Here is a 19142-nt window from a genome sequence, read left to right on the forward strand (position 1 = left end):
GAGCCTGCGGAATGGGGTCAGGTCCGGAGGTGTCGCGGCCGCGGCTGGCAGGTGGGGCAGCTGAACGAGGAGCGGTTCATGAATTTTTCGCGCCGGATCGGTGCGCCGCACCTCGAACAGGGCAGTCCTTCCTGCCCGTAGGCATCGAGCGACCTGTCGAAGTAGCCGGACTGCCCGTTGACGTTGACGTACAGCGCATCGAAGGAGGTTCCGCCTTGAGCGAGGGCCTCCCCCATCACCGCGTGGACCCCGGTCAGCAGACGCCGCAGCGCGGGACGCGTCAGTGTTTCTGCGATTCGATTGCCGTGAATCTTCGCGCGCCACAACGCTTCGTCTGCGTATATGTTGCCGACACCGGACAGCACGGTCTGGTCGAGCAGTGCCCGCTTGATCTCGGTGTGCTTGCCGCGCAACACGTTCACCACCGATTCGGCATCGAACAGTGGGTCGATAGGATCGCGGGCGATGTGCGCGACCGGTTCGGGTACCTGGGTTCCGTTCACCGTCACGATCGGAGCGAGTGCCCAACCGCCGAAGGTCCGTTGGTCGACGAAGCGGAGGTCGCTACCGTCGTCCAGGCGAGCTCGAATTCTCAGGTGCTTCTCGTCCGGGGCAGTGGGAGGCTGCACGAGCATCTGCCCGCTCATACCCAGGTGGACGACGGTCGCGAAATCTCCGGGTTCCATCACCAGCCACAGATACTTGCCACGCCGCTGGGCCGAGGCGATGCGCTGACCCTGCAATTGGCCGATCAGATCGAGGCCGCCGAGGTCGTGTCGCCGTACGGCGCGAGGGTGCAGTACCTCCACCGAGCGCACCGTCTTGCCGACCACGTGAGATTCCAGGCCGAGCCGGACCACCTCGACCTCAGGCAGTTCGGGCATCAGGAAGAGTCGGATGCGGAGTCGGCAACGACAGGAGTCTCGTTGTCCGACAACGAGTTCCACGCCGTGCTGGCAGCCTTCTGCTCGGCTTCCTTCTTCGACCGGCCCACCCCGACGCCGCGCGGGAATCCGCCGACGAGCACAGTGGCCGTGAATTCCTTGTCGTGGTCGGGTCCGGTGGACGAGATCTCGTACGCGGGGACACCCAGTGCACGTTCCGCAGTCAACTCCTGCAGGCTGGTCTTCCAATCCAGACCCGCACCGAGCTTGGGAGCCCGATCGAGCAAGCCGGCGAACAGTGTCAGAACCACGGTGCGGGCAACATCGATTCCGTGTTGCAGGTGGATGGCACCGAGCAAGGACTCCATACCGTCGGCCAAGATGCTGGGCTTGTCGCGCCCGCCGGTCTGCTCTTCGCCCTTACCCAGCAACAGATGACGACCGAGGCCGCCGTCACCGAGATCACGAGCCACCTCGGCGAGCGCATGCATGTTGACCACACTGGCTCTGATCTTGGCCAGCTGTCCTTCGGACTTGGTGGGGTGCACCGCGTACAGGTGCTCGGTGACCGCCAAGCCGAGCACGGAGTCGCCCAAGAACTCGAGCCGTTCGTTGGTCGGCAGACCACCGTGCTCGTAGGCGAACGACCGGTGCGTCAGAGCGAGGGTCAACAAGGGTTCGGACAGAGAAACACCGATAGCGGCGAGGAGCGACTCTCGGTCGTCCCCGCCGCTGACGGCAGTGGAGCTATTGTTCTGTGGCCCGCCGTTGTGTCGGTCCACTACTTCGTTTGTCACCTGAGCGGGAATCAGACCGCTGCGACGACCTGGCGGCCCTTGTAGGTACCGCACGAAGGGCACGCGATGTGGGGCAGCGTCTTCTCGCCGCAACCACGGTTGGGGCACGTCACGAGGGTGGGCGCAGTGGTTTTCCACTGTGCACGACGCGACCTCGTGTTGGAACGCGACATTTTGCGCTTCGGGACAGCCACTTACTTCTCCTCGGCTTCGTTGTTCACAAGTTCTGTGCTCGGTTCTGGATCCACGCCAAATTTGGCTGCAAGTCCAGCCCAGCGAGGATCAATTGTATCGTGACTGTGGCCGGATTCAGCAATCGCCAGGCGAACGCCGCATTCTGGGCACAATCCCTCGCACTCGTCACTGCAGACGGGGTGGAGTGGAAGCTCCAGACCGACCGCGTCGACGATGACGGGTTCGAGATCTATCAGGTCGTCGACGATACGGTGAATCTCGTCCGCATCCGTCGTCTCCTCGGTGATGCTGTTCGGGTAAGCGAACAGCTCGGTGAGGTAGACGTCGACATTGCCAGTGACCGGGTCGAGGCAGCGCGTGCACTCACCGGCCGTGGCAGCTCGCACGGAACCGGTGACGAGAACGCCCTCGGATACCGCCTGCAACTGCAGATCGAGCGAAACCGGTACACCGGCTTCGATGGCGATGGCATCGAGGCCGATTCGGGAAGGAGCCGGAACCGTCCGCTCGATGGTTTTCGTCGACCCGGGTCGACGACCGAGGTTGAGAATGTCCAGAACGAATCCTGCGTCCAGTTCGGGACGCGTCGTTCTCTTGGGCGGGGGCACGGCTGATCTTCCTTACTGTCGGTGTGCCTACTGTCGGTAAGCAACCACACAACGATACGCATCTGCGCATACGTGAGCAAATCGTGACGGGTCAGTGCCGACTACGACGTCCCTGGTCTGCACTTCCGTAGGAGGTGTCACCGTACGGTTCGTTGCCGTAGTCCGGGACGCCCGAGCCGGTGCGCAACTGCTGCCGACCGCGACCCACCGACCGAATGGTGCCGCTGAGGAACTCCTCGAACTCTGCAAGCTTGGTGTCGACGTAGACGTCGCACTCGCTGCGCATCCGATCGGATTCGGCGTGTGCGCTGTCGATCACCCGAGCCGACTCGGCGTGGGCCGCCTGAACGACCTCCGTCTCCGAGACGAGCCGGTTCTGTTCGGCGGTGCCGTCTGCGACCGACCGCTCGTACGACGCCGTACCGGACTCGATCATCCGATCGGCCTCGGTGCGAGCGCGAACGGTCAGCGCCTCGTACTCACGCTGGCCTTCGAGAACCGTTCGCTCGGCCTCGGCTTCGGCATCGGCCACGAGCTGATCGGCATGCGCCGACGCTTCGGACACCATGCGATCGGCCTGTGCTTTGGCGTCGGCGAGAATGCGGTCCGCCGAGTCGCGTGCGTTCTCCACCGTGTCCTGAGCTTCGGCGTTCGCACTGGTGACGGTCTTCTCCGCCGTCGCCCGCGCATCACCCACCAGCTTGTCGCGATGATCCAACACGTCCTGCGCATCGTCGAGCTCGCCGGGGATGGCGTCACGGACGTCGTCGAGCAGTTCCAGGACATCGCCGCGAGGGACGACGCACCCGGCAGTCATCGGAACGCCGCGCGCCTCCTCGACAATGGCGACGAGCTCGTCGAGCGCCTCGAATACGCGGTACACCGGTTACCCCAATCGTCGAATCTGCCACCGTGAACGCATCTGCTCCGCAGACGACACCCACAGTTCTTCGCTGTTCAGTCTGCCCGCCGATACGCCGGTCTGCGCTATACCCACCCGGTGTGTCGCCCTATCGAACTACTGGGCCATCGAACTACTGGGCGGCACGCTCGGCGATACGCGACATCAACCGGTCCTGCACGAACGGCGGCAACATACCGGTGACGTCTCCCCCGAACGTGGCCACCTCCTTGACCAACGAGCTCGACAGAAAACTGTGCGCCGGATTCGCAGGGAGGAACACCGTGTCCACTCCGGTCAGCGTCCGGTTCATCTGCGCCATCTGCAACTCGTAATCGAAGTCGACAGCACTCCGAAGACCCTTCACGATCGCCGAAAAGCCCTCTTGCCGTGCGTAATCGACCAGCAGGCCGTACCACGAACCGACCCGAACGTTAGGCAGATGCTCGGTCGCGACCTCGAGCATCTCGATTCGCTCCTCGACGCTGAACATGCCCTTCTTGCTCTTGTTCACCATCACCGTCACCACCACCTCGTCGAAGGCGGCCGCCGCGCGCTCGAAGATATCCAGGTGACCGATGGTCACCGGGTCGAAGGATCCAGGACACAGTGCACCAGTCATGCCCGCGAACCTATCAGCTCAGCCAGGTCATTCCGCTGGCTCCACTCCTGACCACTTCGGTCATTCCGCTGGCTCCACTCCTGACCCAACCCGGTCATTCCGCAGGCTCCACTCCTGACCGGATTGCGATCTCGATTCGGCTCTCGCCGTACTTCTTCGACTTCTCCGGCACGAGCCCGGTCGGCCACACAGTCTCCGGCGAACGCGACGACCGTTCGAGCACGACCACCGCGTCGACCGAGAGCCATCCCCCGCTCACCAGCCGCTCGAGGAGGCCTGCCACGGCGGTATCCGTGACGGCGTACGGCGGATCTGCCAACACCAGGTCGTAGGCCGCGTCGGCGGTGCCGGCCAGGACCGAGGCCACCGGCGCGCACTTGACCGAAGCTCCGGTCAGGCCGACCGATTCGATGTTCTTGCGCACTACCGCGGCCGCCCGTGCGTCGGATTCGACCAGCACCGCCGACGCGGCCCCACGTGAGAGTGCTTCGAGGCCGAGCGCACCCGACCCTGCGAACAGATCCAACACCGCGGCCCCGTCGAGCTCCATCCGACTTTCGAGCGCACTGAACAGTGCCTCTCTAACCCGCTCCGACGTGGGCCGGGTGCCTTGGCCGGGGACCGCCAATCGGCGACCCCCGGCAACGCCCGCGACGATCCGGGTCATTCGCTCCCGGCCTCTTCGCCCGTCGACCCCCCACCGATGACGACGAGCAGATCGCCGCCCTCCACCTGCTGAACGCCCGAGATCGCCAGACGAGTGACCGAGCCGCCCCGCGGTGCGGTGATCGCTGCCTCCATCTTCATCGCTTCGATCGTGGCAATGGTGTCGCCGGCCGAGATCTTCTGGCCCTCTTCGACTGCCAGGGTGACCACCCCGGCGAACGGAGCCGGAATGTGTCCGGAGTTGGAGCGGTCTGCTTTCTCGACCGTGGGTGCTTCGCTCGCGATGGACCGGTCGCGCACCGACACCGGACGTAGCTGCCCGTTCAGGATGCACATGACCGTGCGCATACCGCGTTCGTCCGGGTCGGAGATCGCTTCGAGACCGATGAGCAGTTCGACGCCCTTCTCGAGCGTGACTCGATGCTCCTCGCCCTGACGCAGACCGTAGAAGAACTGGTTGGCCGACAATCGGGTCGTGTCGCCGTACTTCTCTCGATGAGCTTCGAGTTCCGCTGTCGGGCCGGGGAAGAGCAACCGATTGAGAGTGGTACGGCGTTGCGCCGACGTCCCGTCGAGGTTCTTCTCGTCCTCGTCGGTCAGCGGCGTCACCGGCTTGCCCGCACCACGGCCTTCGAGCGCCTTGGTGCGCAGCGGCTCCGGCCAGCCGCCGGCGGGTGTTCCGAGGTCGCCGCGTAGGAACCCGACAACGGAATCGGGGATGTCGTACCGGCTGGGGTCCTCGGCGAATTCCTCGGCGGATGCATTCGCACCCACGAGCGCAAGAGCCAGATCGCCCACGACCTTCGAGCTCGGCGTCACCTTGGTCAATCGACCCAACATGCGGTCGGCCGCAGCGTAATTGGCTTCGACCGTCTCGAAGCGATCACCGAGACCGAGCGAAATAGCCTGTTGGCGTAGGTTCGACAGCTGGCCGCCCGGAATCTCGTGGGTGTACACGCGACCGGTCGGTGCAGGAAGCCCGGACTCGAAGGGCGCGTACACTTTTCGCACGGCCTCCCAGTACGGCTCGAGATCGCAGACGGCCTGCAGATCGAGGCCGGTGTCGCGCTCGGTGTGCGCGGCCGCGGCGACGATCGCCGACAGCGCGGGCTGACTGGTGGTTCCGGCCATCGCAGCACAGGCACCGTCGACCGCGTCGGCTCCGGCTTCCCAGGCCGCGAGATAGGTAGCGAGCTGTCCGCCGGGAGTGTCGTGGGTGTGCACGTGCACCGGCAGGTCGAAGTTGGACCGCAAGGCCGTCACCAGCGTCTTGGCCGCGGGGGCACGCAACAGACCCGCCATGTCCTTGATGGCCAGCACGTGCGCGCCGGCATCGACGATCTGCTCGGCCAACTTCAGGTAGTAGTCGAGCGTGTACAGGTTCTCGTTCGGATTCGACAGGTCGCCGGTGTAACTCAGGGCCACTTCTGCGATGGCCGTACCGGTTTCGCGCACTGCATCGATCGCCGGACGCATCTGATCGACGTTGTTGAGCGCATCGAAGATACGGAAGATGTCGATTCCGGTGTCGGTGGCCTCGGCGACGAAGCTACGGGTGACCTTCTCCGGGTACGGGGTGTATCCGACGGTGTTCCTGCCGCGCAGCAACATCTGAATCGCGATGTTGGGCACGGCTTCTCGCAGGCTCGCCAACCGCTCCCACGGATCCTCGTGCAGGAAGCGCAACGCCACGTCGTACGTCGCCCCTCCCCAGGCCTCGATCGAGAGCAACTGCGGCGTCGTTCGCGCCACGTACGGCGCTACGCCGAGCAGACCACTGGTGCGCACACGCGTTGCCAACAACGACTGATGGGCATCACGGAACGTGGTGTCGGTGACACCGAGCGCCTTCTGATTGCGCAGATCGCGGGCGAACCCCTCCGGCCCGAGGGCCAGCAGCCGTTGCCGGGAGCCGTCGGGAATGGGAGCCGAGAAGTCGACCTCGGGCAGCTTGTCGTGCGGGTACACCGGTGAGGGACGTTCCCCGTGCGGCTTGTTGACCGTCACGTCGGCCAGGTAGGTCAGAATTTTGGTGCCACGGTCACCCGAGGAACGCGACGTCAGCAGTTCCGGACGTTCCTCGATGAAGGAGGTGGTGACGCGTCCTGCGGTGAAATCGGGGTCGACCAGAACAGCTTGCAGGAACGGGATGTTCGTCGCGACACCGCGAATTCTGAACTCCGCCACCGCACGTCGGGCACGCGCCACGGCAGTGTCGAAATCACGGCCGCGACAGGTGAGCTTGACGAGCATCGAGTCGAAGTAGGCACCGACCTCGGCACCCAACGTCGTGCCACCGTCGAGGCGCACGCCGGCACCGCCCGGGGTGCGGTAGGCAGTGATACGGCCGACGTCGGGCCGGAATCCGTTGGCGGGATCCTCCGTGGTGATGCGGCATTGCAACGCTGCACCGCGCAACACGATGTTTTCCTGCTGCAATCCCAGGTCCGCCAACGTCTCACCGGAGGCGATACGCAACTGCGACTGCACCAGGTCCACATCGGTCACCTCTTCGGTGACGGTGTGCTCCACCTGAATTCGCGGATTCATCTCGATGAAGACGTGATTGCCGCGGGTGTCGAGAAGGAACTCGACGGTACCGGCGCAGGAATAGCCGATCTGCTTGGCGAACGCCACGGCGTCGGCGCAGATCTTCTCGCGTAATTCCTGAGGAAGGTTGGGTGCCGGGGCCAGCTCGATCACCTTCTGGTGTCGACGCTGCACACTGCAATCGCGCTCGAAGAGATGGACGACGTTGCCTTGGCCGTCGGCAAGGATCTGTACCTCGATATGACGGGGGTCGATCACTGCCTGCTCGAGGAACACGGTCGCATCGCCGAACGCCGACTCCGCTTCGCGCGCAGCAGCTTCGATGGACTCGCGTAGTTGCTCGGGCTCGGCCACGCGGCGCATTCCGCGACCACCGCCACCTGCCACGGCCTTGACGAACAGCGGGAAAGTCATCGATTCCGATGCCGCGACCAATTCGTCGATATCGGACGACGGTTCCGACGACGCCAACACCGGTAGTCCCGCGGCCTTCGCAGCGGCGATCGCACGCGCCTTGTTACCGGTCAGCTCGAGGACATCGGCGGAGGGCCCGACGAACGTGATGCCCGCCTCCACACACGCGGCGGCGAGATCCGGGTTCTCGGAAAGGAATCCGTAGCCGGGGTACACAGCATCGGCACCGCTACGCTTGGCGGCGGCGACGATCTCGTCGACCGAGAGATACGCCCGAACGGGATGGCCCTTCTCCCCGATCTGATAAGCCTCGTCGGCCTTCGTTCGGTGCACCGAGTTTCGATCCTCGAACGGGAACACCGCCACCGTCGAGGCACCGAGTTCGTAGGACGCACGGAAGGCGCGGATAGCGATCTCGCCGCGGTTGGCAACCAAAACTTTGGAGAACATTGGCTCAACTTACCCGGCAGACAGAGCCCCGGAGGCGTACTGATCCCACGATGCGGGAACTTTTGTTCAATTTCGGCTACTGAAACGGTGCAGTGCGGACTGCGACGGGGTCAGGACTTGTCGAGGTAGTCGATTCTGTCGGATCGCCACGCCGAACGCATCATCGACGCGATGCCGGGATTGTCGGCCAGAGACGGGTCCCGCGCGAACAACGACCGGGCACAATCCTGGGCGTCGGAAATGATGTCCTCGTCGTCGATGAACGAGAGCAACCGAAGTCCGGTCACCGTGCCCGACTGCGCGGCTCCCAACACGTCACCTTCTCGGCGGGTCGCCAGGTCCAGTTTGGCGAGCTCGAACCCGTCGTTGGTGGCGGCCACAGCCTCGAGCCGAGCGAACGACCCACCGCCCGGGCTGAGCCAGCTGATCATGATGCACAGACCCTGATGCCCGCCGCGGCCGATTCGCCCACGCAGCTGGTGGAGCTGGCTGACGCCGAAGCGGTCGGCATCCATGATCACCATGACCGTGGCATTGGGTACATCCACGCCCACCTCGACCACCGTCGTGCAGACGAGCACGTCGATCTCACCCGCGTTGAATTCCGACATGGTGATGTCCTTGTCGTCACCGGACAGTCGACCGTGCAGCAGCCCCACACGCAGATCGGCCATCGGCCCGGCGGAGAGCGTCTCGTAGAGATCCACGGCAGCCGTCGTCTCCGGCCCGTCCTCCACTTTCGGCGCAGCCTTCTTCGCCGCTCCGCTCTTCTTGCCCGTGTCCGCATCATCGCCGTCACCGATACGAGAACAGACCACGTAGGCCTGTCGGCCGGCCGCGACCTCCTCGTGAATCCGTTGCCAGGCTCGATCCACCCATCCCGGTTTGGATCTGGCCGGGACGACGTTGCTGACGATCGGCGACCTGCCGCGCGGAAGCTCCGTCAGTACCGACGTCTCCAGGTCCCCCAGTGTCGACATCGCGATCGTGCGCGGAATCGGTGTCGCCGTCATCACGAGGAGATGCGGGCTGGTGTTTCCACGAGCCTTCGCGCGCAAGGCATCTCGCTGCTCCACACCGAATCTGTGCTGCTCGTCCACGACGACCATCGCGAGGTCGAGAAACTCGACCCGATCCTCGATGAGAGCGTGGGTGCCGATGACGATCCCGGCATCACCTGTCACGGCATCGAGCAGGGCCGATCGCTTTGCCGCAGTGGACATCGACCCCGTCAGCAGAGCCACCTTGGTGGCCAGCTCGTGCGATCCCAGCTCGCCACCGGCGGCCAGCGTGCCGAGCATCGATCGAATCGATCGCGCATGTTGGGAGGCAAGCACTTCCGTCGGTGCCAACAGTGCGCACTGGTGTCCGGCGTCGATCACCTGCAGCATGGCACGCAACGCGACGATGGTCTTACCCGAGCCGACCTCGCCCTGCAACAGACGCGACATCGGATGCGGACCCGACAGGTCGTTGGCGATCTCCGCAGCAACCTGGTGCTGACCGACCGTCAACTCGAACGGCAGCCGGCGATCGAACTCCGCCGCGATGCCGTCGGTGATCGGTGGGCACCGCGCGGCTACCCGGTCGGACGCGTCGCGTCGTCGGTCCGCGAGTACCAATTGAACAGCCAATGCCTCGTCGAACTTCAATCGTTCCCGGGCGGCGTCCTTGTCCGCCGCAGTATCGGGAAAGTGGACCGAACGCAGCGCGGCGTCTATGTCGATGAGGCCACGCTCGCGGCGCACCGATTCCGGGAGCGGATCGACCACGTCGTCCAGCTGGTCGAGTACCTGCCGGACGCAACGCATGAATGTCCAGCTCTCGACATCTTTCGCCGCGGGATAGATAGGTACGTAGGCGCGGTCGAACACCGACATGTCGACGGCTCCGGACGAATCGACCGAGCCACGCGCCAGGCCGGCCAGCGTGCCACCGCCGACGATGCGACCCGCGGGGACGATGGCCCCGTCGTTGTCGTCACCCCCGAGGATCACGTAACTGGGGTGGGTGAGATTCCACCGCCGACCGAAATACTTGACCTTGCCCGAGAACATGCCCCGCCGCCCGGGCACGACCACGTGTTTGAGCTTGTGCGGGCTGAAGAACGTGGCTTCGATCCGCTGCCCGTCGGCCGCAAGGGTGACGGCAAGGAACTGACCGTTGCGGTTCTTCATCGAACGCAGGGTGGCCGATTCCACGGTGGCGACGATGGTGATGTGTTCCCCCTCGGGGGGTTCCTTCTCGCCGAGCTCGGAACCGTGCGTCATGTAGCGATGCGGGTAGTGCCGCAGCAGGTCTTCGACGGTATGGATGCCGAACACCTCGGCCAGCGGTGCCGCAGCCGCCGCTCCGAGGACATCGTCGAGCCGATCCACCAGCGTTGCCATTGTTCCGAGATTCCCTATTCCACTCCGAATTGCACGAGATCCCCGGGCTGCCCGCCCGGGTAGACCACCACGTCGACGCCGGGATGCGCACCCGCCACATAGTCGGCGAGCCGACCTCCGAGATCCGCGGGAGCCAGCGCCCCGAGCAACACCGTCACCATCTCACCGCCGGTGGCCAACAGCTGGTCCAGCAGTCTGCATCCGGCATCGAGCGGATGCTCGGCAACGATCACCACTTCCTGCCCGGCCAGACCGAGACAGTCACCCGGCTCGCACATGCCGACCCAGGTCAGCGAGCGTTGCTCGGCGATGCGCAACGAACCCCACCTCGTCCCCGCTGCAGCATCGGACATCGCGAACGCGTCGTCGACGGCTGCTCTGGCCGCGTCGTGCACTGCGAGCGCAGCCAACCCCTGCACCATCGCCGAGCACGGCAACATCGACACGTCCTTACCGTCGGCCCTGGCCGCAGCACCGACGGCAACGAGCTCCTGAGCGGACAGCGCCCCGTTCGGCAGCACCAGAACCTCGCGGTGCTTCATGCCCACGATGGCGCGATGCAACACCGACGAATCGATGGGCTCGTCGCATCGCACCACCGTCGCACCTTCCTGTACGTAGAGAGCCGCGGCACCGTCACCGGCGACCAGGGCCAAAATATCGCGACCCACCGACATAGCCTCGGGCTCGTGCTCACCGACGTTCGCGTCGACGGCGTACTCGGCCAGTCCGAAACACGAGATGCGCACTCCTCGAATACTTCCCGCCGCGATCCCGCACTCGACGGCACCGCCCGGGTCGGTGGTGTGCACATGAGCGGAGTACGCCCCGGAGCCGTCTCCGGCAACCACGACCGAATCGCCGAGGTCCGACAGCGCTGCACGCAGCGCTGCCGCGCGGGTGTCGTCGATGCCGGGGACGACGTAGAGAACCTCGTAGCCGAGCGGCCGGGACTGCGAGCGAGTCGCTGCCCCGTCGGAGGCTCCGTGTGCGTTCGAAACACCGACTTCGATCACCCGTTCGTGGTCCTGAGGACGGCGATAGCGTCGCCTCGGCGGGGTGCGGCCGGTCACGACCTCGACCAACGCGTCGAAGATCACCGACAACCCCAGCGCCCCCGCATCCACGACGCCCGCCTCTCGCAACGGTGCGAGTTGGTCCGTCGTGCGATCGAGAGCGCGAGCGGTGGCCTCGGCGATATCGACCACCAGCGTGGCCAGATCGACGTTCGCGTCGTGGGCAGCGGCCTCGTGGGCAGCGGCTTCGAGCACCGTGAGCATGGTGCCCTCGGCGGGGACACTGACCGCGCCCGCCACCAGAACTCGTGCACGCCGCAACATGGCCTGGATCGACACGGTGTCCAGCGGACCGTCGGCTGCGGCCTCACCCACGGCGCGCAGGAGTTGCGAGACGATGACCCCGGAATTTCCTCGCGCGCCCGATACGGCTCCCACCGCCAGAGCCCGTCCGATCGCACCCGCGCCCGCGGCCGGCCCGACACTGCGCATGGACTCGACCGCAGCGCGGAACGTGAACATCAGGTTGGTGCCGGTATCGGAGTCCGGAATCGGGAAGACGTTCAGTGCGTCGATCTCGTCGCACCGAGCAGTGAGGGAATCCACACAGCGATAGGCCCACCGGCGCAGGCCCGAGGCATCGATGGATTCGAGTACGTCGACCACCTCGAGCGCCTCCCCTGCGTTCCGTCCGTACCTGCGCCCGGGCCCGACGATGTCGGCCGCGGACAGTGCCCGAAGCTTAGTCGGGCAGAATCGTCAGCGCGGCGCGCGTGAGCCGGTACACCTCGTCTGCGGTGGCGGTTTGGTGATTGGGTGGGACGCCGCTATTCTTGCAGGGTTGCCTCGAGGCGATCTTCACGCATTGCAATCCTTGCATCTGCTCGTAGTTCGTTTCGATGTCTTCGACCACATGTAACGCTCAACATCTAACAAGGAGTTCGCGACTATGGCTGCCGTCTGCGACGTATGCGCCAAGGGGCCCGGCTTCGGTAAGTCGGTCTCGCACTCGCACCGACGGACCAACCGTCGTTGGAACCCGAACATTCAGACCGTTCACGCTCAGGTTGCGCCTGGCAACTCCAAGCGCATGAACGTGTGCACCTCCTGCTTGAAGGCAGGCAAGGTGGTTCGGGGCTGATTTCGGCCCCGCTCTTCGATTTCCTCCACGGCCTCGACCGCGTGCGAGAACTGTGCCCCGCATCCACTCGGATGCGGGGCACAGTTGTCTGTCGATGTTCCTGCGCATTCGGGCAAACAGTTGGACGTCCGATAGAGTGCCGAACGTGACTCATTCGGACAGCGAAAGCTCGAGCAAGGTCAGCATCGAAGACGGAGTGCTGCACATCGTCGTCGCCACCGAGGCGGGCGGTTCCTCTCTCGACCTGGACGGCATCACCTCGGGAACGCAGGCACTGCACGAGGTGAACACCGGTGCCACATCTGTAGGAAGCGTCCTGCTCATCGGCCGCGGGCCGAACTTCTGCGCCGGCGGCAACGTGCGGGACTTCGCCGGTGCCGACGATCGCGGTGCCTTCGTCGGCTCGGTTGCCGATGCGTTCCACGCCTTCGTTCGCGAACTGGCAGCAGTGACGGTTCCGATCGTCGCCGGGGTACACGGCTGGGCGGCCGGTGCCGGCATGAGCCTGGTCTGCCTCACCGACATCGCGATCGGTGGCCCGTCCACCAAGCTTCGACCGGCCTACCCCGCCATCGGGTTCACACCGGACGGTGGAATGTCCTGGACCCTGCCCCGCATCGTCGGATCCGGCCACGCGATGGACATCCTGCTGAACGATTCGATTCTCAACGGTGAGGATGCGGTGCGCCTCGGAATCCTCAGCCGCCTCGTGGGCGACGACTTCGTCGACAGCGAGGCCGAACGACTGGCCCGAACCCTCGCCGTCGGCCCCACCTCGGCGTATCAGGGAATCAAGAAGCTGCTGGCGGCGTCCGACACCGCTACTCTGGCAGAGCAATTGGATGCCGAGGCCGCCTCGATCTCGGCGGCCGCAGTCTCACCTGCAGGAGTGGAAGGCGTCGACGCATTCGTCGAGAAGCGTCGACCCGATTTTTCCTGAGCCGGTCACGGCAACGTCCAGTCGATCGGTTCGTCTCCGCCCTCGACCAACAATTCGTTGGCGCGACTGAAGGGCTTGGATCCGAAGAATCCCCGTGATGCGGACAGCGGTGACGGGTGGGCCGACTCGATGTACGGCACCGTCCCCAGCATGGGTTTGAGCGTCGCCGCGTCACGTCCCCAGAGAATCGCCACCAGGCCAGGAGCCCGGGGATCCTCGGCTCTGGCGACAAGAGCACGAATTGCCTGCTCCGTCACCGCTTCCCAGCCCTTCTTGCGGTGCGACGCCGCCGCGGACGGTTCGACCGTGAGCACTCGGTTGAGCAGCATCACACCCTGCTCCGCCCACGGCGTGAGATCACCGTTGCTGGGTGTCGGCAGACCGAGATCGTCCGAATATTCCTTGAAGATGTTGGCCAGACTGCGTGGAACGGGACGCACGTCGGGGGCGACCGAAAAGCTCAGCCCCACTGCATGACCCGGGGTCGGGTACGGGTCCTGGCCGACGATCAGCACCCGAACCCGGTCGAACGGGTACCGAAATGCAAGCAGAACGTTCTCACCGGCAGGGAGGTAGTGCTTTCCGGCGGCGAGCTCGGCTCGCAGAAAGTCGCCCATCGCAGCAACATTCGTCTCGACCGGAGCCAAGGCACGGGCCCAACCCGGATCTACGCTCTCGGCGAGCGGGCGGGCCGTCACCGGTCGATCCGGCGCAGCGCGTCGCGGTAGTACGCGGCGTTCGCGGAGTACATCTGCACGTTGATGTCCACGTGCCCCTCCGGAACCTCGAAGCCCTCACGGATCTTCGCGGGAACACCGAGCGCCATGCTGCGTTCGGGAACGACGAACTTGAACGGCACCACCGCACCCGCACCCACGATGGAACCGGCCCCGATCCTCGAGCCGTTGAGCACCACGGAACCCGATGCAATGAGGCAGTTGTCGCCGATGGTCGCACCCTCGACATGCGCGTTGTGACCGAGAACGCAACCGGCACCGATCACGGTCGCGTCGATGGGGGTGCAGTGGATGACGGTCCCGTCCTGGATGTTGGTGCCCGCACCGACGGAGATCGTGCCGTAATCGGCTCGGAGCACGGCCGTCGGCCACACCGACGATCCCGCCGCCAAGGTCACCGCTCCGATGACGACTGCATCGGGATGGACATAGGCGTCCGGGTGAATATCGGGTTCGCGGTCGCCGAGCGCGTAGATAGCCATCCTTGCAACTTAGCCGACTCCATCGACCCGGTCGGAGCTCACTCTCCGTCGAAGCTCGACCAACCGGATCTGCCCACGCGGTGGTGCCCGGCGACAGTGACGCCACCGTCGGTTGCATTCGACGCCGGCTCGACGCGGCCGATCACGATCCAGCCCGTCGGAACAGTAGCGAGGCCGGGGAACGTGCCGACGAGAGCATGATCCTCGCCGCCGGTGAGTACCCACTCGAGGGGGTCTACCCCCAACAGCTCTGCAGCCGAACGGACTTCGTCGGCGATCGGAAGACGCTCGGGTTCCAGAACCATCGATACGCCGGATGCGTCGGCGATATGACCCAGGTCGGCCGACAACCCGTCGGACACATCGGTGAGTGATGTCGCGCCTGCTTCGGCGGCCTCGATTCCGGCACGGTACGGCGGGGAGGGCACGCGGTGTGCATCGAGAACCGCGTCGTGCCCGGAGCGATCGCCGCCCGCGAGCAACAGAGCGAGTCCGGCCGCGGACCACCCGAGCCGCCCCGCGAACGCGATCACATCACCGACCTGCGCACCCGATCGCAGTACGGGAGCCCTGCCCTGTAGGTCACCGAGCGCAGTGATCGAGATCACCAGCTGATCCGATTGCACCACATCACCGCCGACGATGGCCGAGCCCGCAGCCGACGCCTCGCGCCACATGCCCTCGTTCAGACCGTCCGTCACGCTCACCGGTGTGTCCGCCGGGCAGCCGAGAGCCACCAGGAATGCCGAACACTGCCCACCCATCGCGGCGATGTCTGCCCCGTTCTGCGCGATCGCCTTCCGACCGATCTCCACCGGAGTCGACCAATCGAGCCGAAAGTGCCTGCCGTGCACCAACATATCGGTCGTGGCGGCCACCCTGCCGTCGGATGCACTGACGACGGCAGCGTCGTCGCCGGGGCCGACGATGGTCGACGTCGGTTGCACTCGATCGGCGACGGCCCGGGCGATGACGTCGAACTCGCCGATCTGGGCCACCGTCGGTTCGGCGGCGGTGGTCCCCGAAGGGCCGGTGTCGTCGATGATGTTCCTCCCTGAGAGCGCAATTCGGACGTGGTCTCCCGCGAAACCGGCACCGCGCCTGCGGTACCTTTAGCGGTGCCCGGGCCCGGTCCGGCGCAGCCGGTTTCGTGCTGTGAGTACGCAACCGACTCAACGTACAGTCGACTCAACTTACAGTCGATCGTCCCAGCAAGGAAAGGGACCACCGATGGTGCAAGCCTTCGTTCTCGTTCAGACCGAAGTCGGCCGTGCCACGACCGTTGCGCGGCAGATCGAGTCGGTCGACGGCGTCGTATCCGCAGAAGCTGTGGTCGGACCCTACGACGTCATCGTCAGGGCCGACGGCGCATCCGACACCGAGATCGCGGACATCGTCTCCCGAATTCAGAAGGTCGACGCCATCACACGCACCCTCACCTGTCCCGTCGCCCCGCAGTCGACCTCGGCGGTTCGGTAGCGCATGAATTCTGCCGACCACGACAACGACCACGACAACAACAGCGGCGACGACGCCGGCACCCGGTCCGAGAATGCAGCAGCGGCCGACGAGAAGCGCCACCCTGCGGTCATAGCCACCGCGATCGCCCTGCCGGTCGCGTTGGTGGTGGGAGTTCTCGTGGCCGCGATAGCGGTGAACAGCTCCCCCGCCCACGATCCGGTAGCGCTGGGACCGGTCGACGCACCCGACGCCGCGAGCGCACAGTGCTCGACCCTCCTCGATGCGCTGCCCGACGAGCTGGGCGACTACAGCCGCGCCGACCTGGCCGACCCGGCACCTGTCGGAGTCCGAGCCTGGGTATCGGCCGAGGAGAACGCCGAGCCGGTCGTGCTTCGCTGCGGGCTGCCTCGCCCTATCGGATTCGATGTGGCTGCACCACTTCAGGTGATCGACGGCGTCCAGTGGTTCGAGGTGTCCGGCGAGAACGACGGCATCGACGCCAGCACGTGGTTCGTCGTAGATCGCGGCACGTACATCGCTCTCACCATTCCCGGCGACTCCGGCCCGACACCTCTGCAGGATGCCTCGTCGGCAGTGTCGGCAGCACTACCCCAGCAGCCCCTCGACCCGGCACCGTTGCAGTAGCGCCGAGCTCTAGCGCAGGCCGGTACCGCGTGCGAGAGCGGTGTCGATCAGGGTGCTGATCAGGGTCGAGTAGTCGATTCCGCTCTCGGCCCACATCTTGGGGTACATCGAGATCGACGTGAATCCGGGCATCGTGTTGATCTCGTTGATCACCGGGCCTTCCTCGGTGACGAAGAAGTCGACCCGCGCTAATCCTTGGCAGTCCAGTGCGCGGAAGGCCGAGACTGCGAGTTCGCGAATACGATCGCTGATGTCGTCGTCGAGTGCGGCAGGAATGTCGAATTCGCTGACATCGTCGAGGTACTTGGTGTCGAAGTCGTAGAAGGCGTGATCGTCGCTGTCCGCGTCGGGGAGCCGGATCTCGGCGATCGCGCTGGCGCGCACGCTGCCGTCGGGGAATTCGAGTACGCCGCATTCGACCTCGCGGCCGTGGATCATTCCTTCGACGATCACCTTGGGGTCGTGCTCGCGGGCAACGCCGATCGCCGACTGCAGGTGATCCCACGAGGTGATGCGCGAGATTCCGATCGACGATCCGCCTCGCGCGGGCTTGACGAAGGCAGGGAGACCGATGTGGTCGCGTTCGGCTTCGGTCAGGTCATCGGTGCCGCGTCGCAGCACGACCTGCCTGCCGATCGGTAGTCCGTCGGCTCCCAGAAGCTTCTTGGTGAACTCCTTGTCCATGCCTGCGGCACTGGCCAACACTCCGGGACCCACGTACGGGACACCGGCGAGTTCGAGCATTCCCTGCAGGGTGCCGTCCTCGCCGTACGGCCCGTGCAGCACCGGAAACACGACGTCGACCGCAGCCAGGACCTGTCCGGCGTCGCCCTCACCGAGAGCGATCAGCGCGCCTGCGCGTCCCGGATCGGTGCTCAGCGCGAGTGCGGCACCGGACTTGTCCACCGTCGGCAGTACTCGATCACGAATCGTCAGCGCATCCGGATCACTGGAGCCGAGCACCCAGGCACCGTCGGGGGTGATCCCCACCGGGACCACCTCGTAGGTATCGGGGTCCAGATTCGCGAGCACGCTACCCGCCGAGACACAGGACACCGCGTGCTCACTGCTGCGGCCACCGAAGACGACGGCAACTTTGATTCGGGGAGTACTCACGGTGACAAACCGTACCGCCGTCTCCCCGCGAACGCGGATTCGCCCTGTTCGTGCACACGTCGAGAACGTGACCTCACTCGGGCTTGATTCGACGCCCCAGCAGGTGGCCCACCGCGTCCGGAACCGACATTCCCCCGTGGCACACACGGTGCACGGCATCGGTCAACGGCATCTCGACGTCGTAGCTCTCGGCGAGCGCGCGCACCGACGTACAGGACTTCACGCCCTCGGCCACCTGCCCGTGCGCTGCTTCCTGCGCGCTCTCGAGGGAGCCTCCCGAACCGAGCCGCTCACCGAACGTACGGTTGCGCGAGAGCGGCGACGAGCAGGTGGCGACCAGATCTCCCACGCCGGCGAGCCCGGACAGCGTCGACGGTGTGGCCCCGAGCGCGACACCGAGGCGGATGATCTCGGCCAGGCCTCGGGTCATGATCGACGCGAGGGTGTTCTCGCCGTAGCCGACTCCGCTGGCCATTCCACAGGCGAGGGCGATGACGTTCTTGCACGCGCCACCGATCTCGGCACCGATGACGTCGGAGTTGGTGTACGGCCTGAAATATCCTGTGGCGCAAGCTTTTTGAATCTCGAGCGCTCGTTGCGAGTCGGAACACGCAATGACGGTCGCGGCCGGCTGCCCCTCGGCGATCGGGCGCGCCAGATTCGGCCCGGACAGGCAGGCCACCCGGCTGGGATCGGCCCCGGTCACCTGTGAAATCACCTGACTCATGCGCATGAGCGTTCCGGTCTCTATGCCCTTGGCCAGAGACAGCAGTGTCGCGTGCGGTGCGATCGCATCCGTCCACTCCCCCAGGTTCGCGCGCAGACTCTGCGACGGCACCGCGAGCACCACGATGTCCGCACCATCGAGGGCGGTCGCCGGATCGCTCGTGGCGCGGATCGACGACGGCAGTTCGATTCCGGGGAGGTAGTCCGCGTTCTCGTGCCGTTCGCTGATCGAGGCAGCGAGTTCCTCTCGGCGCGCCCACATGGTGACATCGGTTCCGGCATCGGCCAACACTTTGGCGAATGCGGTACCCCACGACCCGGACCCCAGTACCGCTGCTCTGCTCATGCCGCCAACCTCTCACCTACTCGCCGATGCCCTGCCTACGCGCGCATCACCCTAA

19 protein-coding genes are annotated in these 19142 nt (G+C 65.4%); 4 read left to right on the forward strand and 15 right to left on the reverse strand.

Annotated elements, in window-relative coordinates:
• Window positions 1–17 precede the first annotated feature (17 nt).
• The 10 genes from mutM to CH268_RS07075 form a co-directional block, all read right to left on the reverse strand.
• A complete protein-coding gene (gene mutM, locus CH268_RS07030; RefSeq protein WP_027496673.1) occupies window positions 18–884 on the reverse strand; it encodes a bifunctional DNA-formamidopyrimidine glycosylase/DNA-(apurinic or apyrimidinic site) lyase in 867 nt (288 codons plus the stop codon).
• Window positions 884–1666 (reverse strand): ribonuclease III, encoded by a 783-nt coding sequence (gene rnc / locus CH268_RS07035; RefSeq protein WP_027496672.1) that lies wholly within the window; start codon window positions 1664–1666, stop codon window positions 884–886. The genes mutM and rnc overlap by 1 nt, the downstream gene beginning before the upstream one ends.
• A 26-nt stretch (window positions 1667–1692) precedes the next feature.
• Window positions 1693–1875: a 50S ribosomal protein L32 gene (rpmF, locus tag CH268_RS07040; RefSeq protein WP_032397784.1), complete on the reverse strand. Its 183-nt coding sequence runs from the start codon at window positions 1873–1875 to the stop codon at window positions 1693–1695.
• Complete coding sequence (locus CH268_RS07045; protein WP_027496671.1) at window positions 1876–2484, reverse strand: YceD family protein; 609 nt, start codon at window positions 2482–2484, stop codon at window positions 1876–1878.
• Window positions 2485–2575: 91 nt separating this feature from the next.
• Window positions 2576–3367 carry a DivIVA domain-containing protein gene (locus CH268_RS07050; protein ID WP_045841865.1) on the reverse strand — a complete coding sequence of 264 codons (792 nt, stop codon included), beginning with the start codon at window positions 3365–3367 and terminating at the stop codon, window positions 2576–2578.
• Window positions 3368–3518: 151 nt separating this feature from the next.
• Window positions 3519–4007 (reverse strand): pantetheine-phosphate adenylyltransferase, encoded by a 489-nt coding sequence (gene coaD / locus CH268_RS07055; RefSeq protein ID WP_027496670.1) that lies wholly within the window; start codon window positions 4005–4007, stop codon window positions 3519–3521.
• 94 nt (window positions 4008–4101) lie between these two features.
• Window positions 4102–4674 carry a 16S rRNA (guanine(966)-N(2))-methyltransferase RsmD gene (gene rsmD, locus CH268_RS07060; RefSeq protein ID WP_027496669.1) on the reverse strand — a complete coding sequence of 191 codons (573 nt, stop codon included), beginning with the start codon at window positions 4672–4674 and terminating at the stop codon, window positions 4102–4104.
• The gene (locus CH268_RS07065) at window positions 4671–8087 is read right to left on the reverse strand and encodes a pyruvate carboxylase (protein ID WP_032383422.1); all 3417 of its coding nucleotides are present in this window, start codon (window positions 8085–8087) and stop codon (window positions 4671–4673) included. The genes rsmD and CH268_RS07065 overlap by 4 nt, the downstream gene beginning before the upstream one ends.
• Before the next feature lie 110 nt (window positions 8088–8197).
• The gene (gene recG, locus CH268_RS07070; RefSeq protein WP_032370778.1) at window positions 8198–10477 is read right to left on the reverse strand and encodes an ATP-dependent DNA helicase RecG; all 2280 of its coding nucleotides are present in this window, start codon (window positions 10475–10477) and stop codon (window positions 8198–8200) included.
• 14 nt (window positions 10478–10491) lie between these two features.
• Window positions 10492–12159, reverse strand: a complete 1668-nt coding sequence (locus CH268_RS07075; RefSeq protein ID WP_094663051.1) for a DAK2 domain-containing protein — start codon at window positions 12157–12159, stop codon at window positions 10492–10494.
• A 283-nt stretch (window positions 12160–12442) separates the two neighbouring features.
• Here CH268_RS07075 and rpmB point away from each other — a divergent pair, with 283 nt between their 5' ends.
• Together rpmB and CH268_RS07085 are read left to right on the forward strand one after the other, a co-directional pair.
• Window positions 12443–12634: a 50S ribosomal protein L28 gene (rpmB, locus tag CH268_RS07080; RefSeq protein WP_008717389.1), complete on the forward strand. Its 192-nt coding sequence runs from the start codon at window positions 12443–12445 to the stop codon at window positions 12632–12634.
• A 145-nt stretch (window positions 12635–12779) separates the two neighbouring features.
• A complete protein-coding gene (locus tag CH268_RS07085) occupies window positions 12780–13574 on the forward strand; it encodes an enoyl-CoA hydratase/isomerase family protein (protein WP_032366585.1) in 795 nt (264 codons plus the stop codon).
• 5 nt (window positions 13575–13579) lie between these two features.
• On the opposite strand, the gene CH268_RS07090 is transcribed toward CH268_RS07085, so the two are convergent.
• Genes CH268_RS07090 through CH268_RS07100 form a run of 3 tightly spaced genes read right to left on the reverse strand, consistent with a single transcriptional unit; the run spans window position 13580 to window position 15791 of the window.
• Window positions 13580–14272, reverse strand: coding sequence for a uracil-DNA glycosylase (locus CH268_RS07090; RefSeq protein ID WP_094663053.1), 693 nt, complete (start codon window positions 14270–14272; stop codon window positions 13580–13582).
• Window positions 14269–14793, reverse strand: a complete 525-nt coding sequence (locus CH268_RS07095; RefSeq protein ID WP_032366386.1) for a gamma carbonic anhydrase family protein — start codon at window positions 14791–14793, stop codon at window positions 14269–14271. The genes CH268_RS07090 and CH268_RS07095 overlap by 4 nt, the downstream gene beginning before the upstream one ends.
• A 38-nt stretch (window positions 14794–14831) precedes the next feature.
• Window positions 14832–15791 (reverse strand): thiamine-phosphate kinase, encoded by a 960-nt coding sequence (locus tag CH268_RS07100; protein WP_369597498.1) that lies wholly within the window; start codon window positions 15789–15791, stop codon window positions 14832–14834.
• Window positions 15792–16023: 232 nt separating this feature from the next.
• On the opposite strand from CH268_RS07100, the gene CH268_RS07105 reads away from it, so the two are divergent.
• Both CH268_RS07105 and CH268_RS07110 read left to right on the forward strand, forming a co-directional pair.
• Window positions 16024–16272 carry an Lrp/AsnC ligand binding domain-containing protein gene (locus CH268_RS07105; protein WP_032370776.1) on the forward strand — a complete coding sequence of 83 codons (249 nt, stop codon included), beginning with the start codon at window positions 16024–16026 and terminating at the stop codon, window positions 16270–16272.
• A 3-nt stretch (window positions 16273–16275) separates the two neighbouring features.
• Window positions 16276–16899, forward strand: a complete 624-nt coding sequence (locus CH268_RS07110; RefSeq protein WP_094663055.1) for a DUF3515 domain-containing protein — start codon at window positions 16276–16278, stop codon at window positions 16897–16899.
• A 9-nt stretch (window positions 16900–16908) separates the two neighbouring features.
• Here CH268_RS07110 and CH268_RS07115 read toward each other — a convergent pair whose 3' ends face one another.
• Both CH268_RS07115 and CH268_RS07120 read right to left on the reverse strand, forming a co-directional pair.
• Window positions 16909–18015 (reverse strand): D-alanine--D-alanine ligase family protein, encoded by a 1107-nt coding sequence (locus tag CH268_RS07115; RefSeq protein ID WP_032391547.1) that lies wholly within the window; start codon window positions 18013–18015, stop codon window positions 16909–16911.
• Window positions 18016–18088: 73 nt separating this feature from the next.
• Complete coding sequence (locus CH268_RS07120) at window positions 18089–19087, reverse strand: NAD(P)H-dependent glycerol-3-phosphate dehydrogenase (protein WP_027496659.1); 999 nt, start codon at window positions 19085–19087, stop codon at window positions 18089–18091.
• Between the last annotated feature and the right edge of the window lie 55 nt (window positions 19088–19142).

Origin of the sequence: Rhodococcus sp. 06-1460-1B, assembly GCF_002258475.1 — a bacterium.
Taxonomy (GTDB): Bacteria; Actinomycetota; Actinomycetes; order Mycobacteriales; family Mycobacteriaceae; genus Rhodococcoides; species Rhodococcoides fascians.